This is a genomic window from Sporosarcina sp. Y838 (assembly GCF_056786515.1).
The window spans coordinates 346,146-352,236 of the sequence record NZ_JBXCJD010000003.1 but is presented as its reverse complement, the minus strand read 5'-3'; the positions used below and the strand labels follow the sequence as shown (position 1 = coordinate 352,236).

General features: G+C 40.8%; 6 protein-coding genes, 1 tRNA gene and 2 rRNA genes. 6 read left to right on the top strand and 3 right to left on the bottom strand.

The features are described 5' to 3' along the window. The 3 genes from AC1TO4_RS06460 to AC1TO4_RS06450 all read left to right on the top strand — a co-directional run. Positions 1 to 98: ribosomal RNA gene (locus AC1TO4_RS06460) — 23S ribosomal RNA — on the top strand; the annotation flags it as partial. Positions 99 to 177: 79 nt separating this feature from the next. Continuing rightward, a 5S ribosomal RNA gene (rrf, locus tag AC1TO4_RS06455) occupies positions 178 to 293 on the top strand. Positions 294 to 359: 66 nt separating this feature from the next. Next, positions 360 to 435, top strand: a tRNA-Asp gene (locus AC1TO4_RS06450). A gap of 277 nt (positions 436 to 712) precedes the next feature. Here the strand turns inward: AC1TO4_RS06450 and cobT are convergent. After that, a complete protein-coding gene (cobT, locus tag AC1TO4_RS06445; RefSeq protein WP_482104648.1) occupies positions 713 to 1,774 on the bottom strand; it encodes a nicotinate-nucleotide--dimethylbenzimidazole phosphoribosyltransferase in 1,062 nt (353 codons plus the stop codon). An 881-nt stretch (positions 1,775 to 2,655) separates the two neighbouring features. On the opposite strand from cobT, the gene AC1TO4_RS06440 reads away from it, so the two are divergent. Beyond that, positions 2,656 to 3,465, top strand: coding sequence for an alpha/beta fold hydrolase (locus AC1TO4_RS06440; RefSeq protein WP_482104647.1), 810 nt, complete (start codon positions 2,656 to 2,658; stop codon positions 3,463 to 3,465). A gap of 228 nt (positions 3,466 to 3,693) precedes the next feature. Here the strand turns inward: AC1TO4_RS06440 and AC1TO4_RS06435 are convergent, their stop codons facing one another. Both AC1TO4_RS06435 and AC1TO4_RS06430 read right to left on the bottom strand, forming a co-directional pair. Continuing rightward, a complete protein-coding gene (locus AC1TO4_RS06435; RefSeq protein WP_482104662.1) occupies positions 3,694 to 4,062 on the bottom strand; it encodes an SRPBCC family protein in 369 nt (122 codons plus the stop codon). A 447-nt stretch (positions 4,063 to 4,509) separates the two neighbouring features. Then, entirely contained in the window at positions 4,510 to 4,764 is a 255-nt protein-coding gene (locus tag AC1TO4_RS06430; protein ID WP_482104646.1) for a hypothetical protein, read from the bottom strand. A gap of 196 nt (positions 4,765 to 4,960) precedes the next feature. Here AC1TO4_RS06430 and AC1TO4_RS06425 point away from each other — a divergent pair, with 196 nt between their 5' ends. Both AC1TO4_RS06425 and AC1TO4_RS06420 read left to right on the top strand, forming a co-directional pair. Beyond that, complete coding sequence (locus AC1TO4_RS06425; RefSeq protein WP_482104645.1) at positions 4,961 to 5,683, top strand: hypothetical protein; 723 nt, start codon at positions 4,961 to 4,963, stop codon at positions 5,681 to 5,683. A 15-nt stretch (positions 5,684 to 5,698) separates the two neighbouring features. Continuing rightward, the gene (locus AC1TO4_RS06420) at positions 5,699 to 6,088 is read left to right on the top strand and encodes a GntR family transcriptional regulator (RefSeq protein ID WP_482104644.1); all 390 of its coding nucleotides are present in this window, start codon (positions 5,699 to 5,701) and stop codon (positions 6,086 to 6,088) included. Positions 6,089 to 6,091 lie beyond the last annotated feature (3 nt).

Genomic DNA, 6,091 nt, shown 5'->3' with positions numbered 1-6,091 from the left:
AGTAAGATCCCTCAAAGAAGATGAGGTTGATAGGTCTGGGGTGGAAGCACGGCGACGTGTGGAGCTGACGGATACTAATCGATCGAGGACTTAACCATTTTTGAAGAAGGCTTGATTACCCTGATTCATGCACACAATGTCTGTTTCATTCAGTTTTGAGCGAACAAGCTCAAAGAGTCTGGTGACGATTGCGAAGAGGTCACACCCGTTCCCATACCGAACACGGAAGTTAAGCTCTTCAGCGCCGATGGTAGTTGGGGGTTTCCCCCTGTGAGAGTAGGACGTCGCCGGTCTCACACATTTAGTTTCGACCTGAATGTATTTAGAATAATTACAACGTCGAAAGTATTACATCTTTAGGTCCCGTGGTGTAGCGGTTAACATGCCTGCCTGTCACGCAGGAGATCGCCGGTTCGATCCCGGTCGGGACCGCCATTTAAATTTAAATTCAGAACCGATTACGGGATTTCATTCCGGAGTCGGTTTTTTTGTTGTGCACAGGCGCCTAGAACTTATTTAATTATAAATGAGTATGTTTAATGATTTTTGATATAGATCGTGTTGTGAAATTGTAATCTTCGAATTGAAAAAACAGCATATCGACAATCGACAACACCAAGTTCTAAGAGAACTTGGCATTGTCGATGTTTTTTTTGAACAATCATCCGCCTTTGCGTCGTGTTCTAAAGGCGATATACGAGTAAGTGGATTTTCATGTTTTTACCGTAGTTTCAAGATCTTCTTTGCCTGATATGCCCGAATTAGCGAATGTAGCCATCTCATTTATCATATTGACAGCGGACTGTAAAATCGGAAAAGCAACGGCCGCACCGGTCCCCTCGCCGAGACGCATATTCAGCTGGATAAGCGGTTCTTTTCGTAAATGTTTGGCAGCTATTGTATATCCGATTTCTGCTGATTGATGCGATAAAATCATATAATCCACTACTGTCGGAGCAATCAGTTCAGCAAGGCAAGCGGACACTGTGCAGATAAAACCATCAAGAAGAATAGGAATCCGCTTTTCTGCAGCTGCAATCATCGCTCCTGCCATTGCAGCTATTTCAAGTCCACCCACTTTCGACAGTATATCAATGGCATCTGTTGGGTTGGGCTGATGCAAGCTGATTGCATCACGAACAACCGCTATTTTCCGTCCATGTTGTTCAGTGGAAATACCCGTTCCATACCCGACAAGTGTAGCGGGGTCCACGCCTGTAATCGATGCGAGAATAGCACTGCAGGTTGTCGTGTTGCCGATACCGACTTCACCGATAATCAGACATTTGACCCCGTTTTCAATAAATCGAATCCCCTCTTCATAACCGATGAGAACCGCTTTTTCTGCTTCTTCTCGTGTCATTGCCAATTCAGTGAGGAAGCTGCCGGTACCCTGGCGAACTTTTTTATGAACAACTTGCTCTTCTGTTATATCTCCCGCTACTCCTACGTCGACGACTTTGAGCTTTGCGCCTATTTGTCTACCAAATACATTGATGGCTGCTCCGCCATTCATAATGTTTGTAACCATTTGGTTCGTCACTTCTTGAGGAAAAGCGGAAACACCTTCTTTTACAACACCATGATCGGCAGCAAATACGATAATGCCTGGAGGTGTAATTTCAAGAGTTAAATTCTCAGTCATTTCTGCAAGACTAATTGCGATTTCTTCTAGTCTGCCCAAACTTCCCAGGGGCTTTGTTAACGTTGCTATGTAAGCGGCAGCTTTTTCTCCCGCTTCTTTGTTCAAAAAAGGTATGTCTGCATTCATCATCGTTTGTCCCAACTTTCTTTTCGATTTACGTGGAAAGGGATTATGGAGCAGTAAAAAAATGACTCATAACCTATTATACTGAATTATGTATTCGAAATGTTAAATGATTGCTAGCCTTCTTTGATTCCACGACTGGAAAGCTTTATCGGATTGGTTCGGGAAAGGTATTTTTCTTATTTTCATTAATATTAGATAACTGTGCGCGGAACTATTCAGTAAATACAATTCTATAATAATAGAAAGTAAATCATTGCCTATGCGATTTTTCATTACTTTTTGTCTAATTACATGAATATTTGAATTGTTCGTTTTTTGTCTGGAGCAGGTATCTCTTTTATCATTAAAAGGTCATTGCCTTATAGGTAATGGCCTTTTTGTGTTTATTTTAATGTCAAGCTCTACAAGTTTGATATATCTGCAAGCGGTTTTTAGTCGTTAATATGGAGAAATGGGCTGGTACGAAGTCCTCGTCCGCATATACGTTAGTATTTCTGGCGAGGATGTATTACAACGGCGCAACTGGTCGGACGTTAATCGGTGGTAGCTATCGCAATTACGCAAGCGGATGAAACGGTCAGCACGGGAGATGGAGACGGCAAATGCGAACTCGAATTGCCGAAGAGGAAGGACGTAAAAAAACTAATTGAATTCTAAAGGATGCATCGTTATTAATCGGCGTCGGTTTCGCATATAAGCAAGGGAGAGAACTAGTCGGGGTGTTTAAGGGCCGAGATGGCTGCGAAGGGATTACTTCGGAGTTACTATATGCGCCGCAGTTCGGCGTTGTTTAGGAAATCGAGTTGGGAAATGGCTGCTGCTGACTTCCACGGATTTTAAATTATAGTAACGTGTGTAAAAATACAAACTATGAGGTGTAGAGGATGTTAAATTATACAGATGTAGGGGAAGGTGAAGAACTCTTATTAATTCATGGACTGGGAAGTAGAAGAGAAGCATGGAATCCGCAATTATCTTTAAGTGCTAATCACAGACTGATTATTATCGAATTAAGAGGTCATGGAGATTCAGTTGAAACACAAAACTTAACAGTAGAGCGGTTTGCAGCGGATATTATTAGGGTGTTAAACCACTTGAAAATAGAAAAAGTGCATATATGCGGACTTTCATTAGGCGGACTCGTAGCCCAAGAAATCCACAAACGGTATAAAAGCAGAGTTAAATCACTAATATTAAGCAATACACTTTTCTATATACCAAGCTTAGTGGGCAATCTCGCACTGAGTAGAACAAAGAAGTTATTAGGCTTAGATGGTCAACCTGAACAAATTAATGAATTGCTAAAAACTTGCATATACGATGATAAAGATGAAATGAAGATAAGCTTAGTCAAGGATTCTTTCCTAATTAGAAAAGATACTTATTTATCATCATCTCAATCTTCTTTTGGCAGGAATTATTATTTCGACTTATTCAACATAAAAGTTCCTACGACAATTATCGGCTCATCTGAGGACAAAATGACGCCAATCTATAACTCATATTTAATGTATTATGCTATTCAGAATGCAAGATTAGTCGTATTCCAGCGCACAGGACACTTATCTAACGTAGATAAGCCAACAGAGTTTAACCAAGCGGTTAGCCAGCATATCGGTAGCTATGAAAGCGAAGGAGGGCGCAATCAACTTTTTAGTATCTGCGCGAAAAACTGTTCAGTAAATACAATTTAATTCTAAAAGGGCGCAATTGTTAAAGTTCATAAGCCTAATTCCTCGAGGGGTTAGGCTTTTTTTCTTTCAAAATCCTAAACGGTAGAAATTTGGACATTCTTGACGTTATTCCATTGGTAAACTCATTGGCGACCAAACTACTCAACATCTATGAAGTGCCTCCTGTCTACCTGACAGGAGGCACTTCATAGATAGTCGGTGATTTCCTTTACATCAGTTCTGTTTATTTTATTCCTTTGACAAATAAGCTTCTAATTGATTGAAGGTGCCTGAGAATCCACCTTGAACCATATCTTGTGATTCTACAAAGGTTTTAAGTTCCTCTTCGGTTGCTGATACAGGAGTCTCAATCATCGTAAGGGTTGTTTTGCCATCGTGTTCTAGGAACGTAAATGTATTCTGTACTTTCAGAGGCCAGGTATTGTTAAAAGGTGCACGCACGACATTGCCTTCTTCATCGGAAAAGAATTGGGTATAAACAAACTTTTCCGGAATGCTAATTTGATCATAAATGAATTTGACCCACATGATATCGCCGTCAGGGGATTTCTGGCTGTAGTGAAAGACACCACCCTGGATGAACTCGAACGTAGAAATATTAAAATTCCATCCTTATGGTCCCCACCAATTTTGCAGATGTTCAGCTTGAGTAAAGGCCTTAAAAACAATCTCCCTGGCAGCATTAAAAGTGTGGGTGATTTCAATTTTAGCAGACATCATTTTCCCTCCCATAATATAATTTTATCCAACGCGAATATACCGTTAGGGGAATATCGTGTCAAGGAATTGATATATTTTTATAAAAAGTAATACTGTTCATTTATAATAACCTAAGCATCGCTTTTTACACAGAATGGCTCAAATGTGTTAAAAGATTAGTTAGTAAAGTTAAGGATTCTTCATCAATTTGGCTCGTTTGCGGAAGATTGATCTAATTGAAAATCAGATAAATTTCTATAATAAGTATAACATTATTATTTCCGAAATATGGTTTCTCAATTTTAGGTGCCTGTGCGAAAAGCTATTCAGTAATTCAATGCAATTCTATAATAATACAAAAAAGTCAACACCTATCCGATTTTTCTTCACTTTTTGTATAATTAATTGAATCATTGAATTGTTTGTCTTTGTGTCTGACACAGGTACCTCTTTCAAGGCCTTTGGGTAGAGTTGAAGAGAATTGGATCCATCTGGAATGTTTCGATACACTCGGATGGTTATGTTACGGATATGTGATGGAGAAAAGAGCAGACCGCTTGGCGTGTCTGCTTTTTTCGTTCCCACGAAATAGACAATCATTTCCCATTCTCCACTTGAGCCTTGGCAATTTCTACTGTAAACTGATTCGCACTTTAACAGTAGAGGTTGACCTGGGTGACTAGCAGGTCCTATTTTTATTTACATAATTCACAAAATGTATTGACCACTCTAAAAAGAATATGTTACTGTGTATATGAATATAAACAGTATAACAGTTGAGAAAGGGTGTTTAAATATGAATGAATGGAAACAAGCTTACAGGCTCGCAACTTTTGAAATAAAGGCTTCAATAAAAAGCTTTCTACTGATCCTAATTTTCTATATCGCGATGAGCCTGATTTTCATGCTGTCGTTCGATGTCTACCTGGAAGGCGAATTCAAATTCTTTGATTTAATGTTCCTGCTGATTTTCTTCATGTTCCCAGCCTGGATGAAGGGTAAGGAATTCCAGATGCAGAAGATGGACGGGGATTTATGGACAGCACCCTCAATCATCATGCTTCAGCAGTTGCCAATCCCAAAAAACATCATCGTCAAAAGCCGCTTCATCATCCATGCATTCTGTTCATTTCCGTTCCAGTTGGTTCTGTTTATCGCGATGCCACTGATGTCCGAGAATTTCCGGGACATGATGACGCCAATCGCTTACATCGCATTCCTGCTGATTTGGCTAGGCTTATCGATTTCAGTCGGCTTTATCATGGCGGCGAGCGAAGCGGGAGGGAATTTCAATACGAGCGCCATCGTAAAATCGTTTATTTACTTGGTGATTGGCGCCGTTGCATTTTATTTCATGTTCCCGCTTTTATCAGAGAACGGCTTTATCCACTGGACGATGTCGCTTGCAACTGAATGGACACTGCTGTCAGTCATCGTGGCTATTGTCTTGAGCATTGCGGGCTGTAATTACTGGCAAGCGGATATGAGAAAAACCATGAAGAAAACGGAATATCTGTGAGAGGGGGGCTGGATTTTGCTGCCGATACGCTTATCCAAAGATTCTCGTGAACCGATTTATCATCAGATTGAAAAGCAGCTGAAGGCACTGATTGCGGGAGGCCATTTGCCTGCAGGAACACTGCTTCCATCAATCAGGGTGCTGTCGAAAGACCTGGAGATTAGCGTCATCACGATACGTCGCGCCTATCAGGACCTGGAGTCACAGGGCTTTATCGAAACAGCCCATGGCAAAGGGACTTTTGTCGCGGAAATACAGAACTCCATGAAACAGGAAACGATGACGGCTTCTGTCCAAGCGGAATTCGAACGGGCCATCCGCAACGCGATGGATTACGACTATACTGTCGATGAAATCAAAACGGTTTTTGAAGAGACTTTAGAAAAACTCAAGAAAGGGGAATGACAG

What these genes read in the sequence shown, in the direction of transcription:
- cobT (WP_482104648.1), bottom strand. Translation starts at nt 1,774, where the DNA reads ATGATGAATGCAGACATACCTTTTTTGAACAAAGAAGCGGGAGAAAAA.
- AC1TO4_RS06440 (WP_482104647.1), top strand. Translation starts at nt 2,656, where the DNA reads ATGTTAAATTATACAGATGTAGGGGAAGGTGAAGAACTCTTATTAATT.
- AC1TO4_RS06430 (WP_482104646.1), bottom strand. Translation starts at nt 4,764, where the DNA reads ATGATTGTCTATTTCGTGGGAACGAAAAAAGCAGACACGCCAAGCGGT.
- AC1TO4_RS06425 (WP_482104645.1), top strand. Translation starts at nt 4,961, where the DNA reads ATGAATGAATGGAAACAAGCTTACAGGCTCGCAACTTTTGAAATAAAG.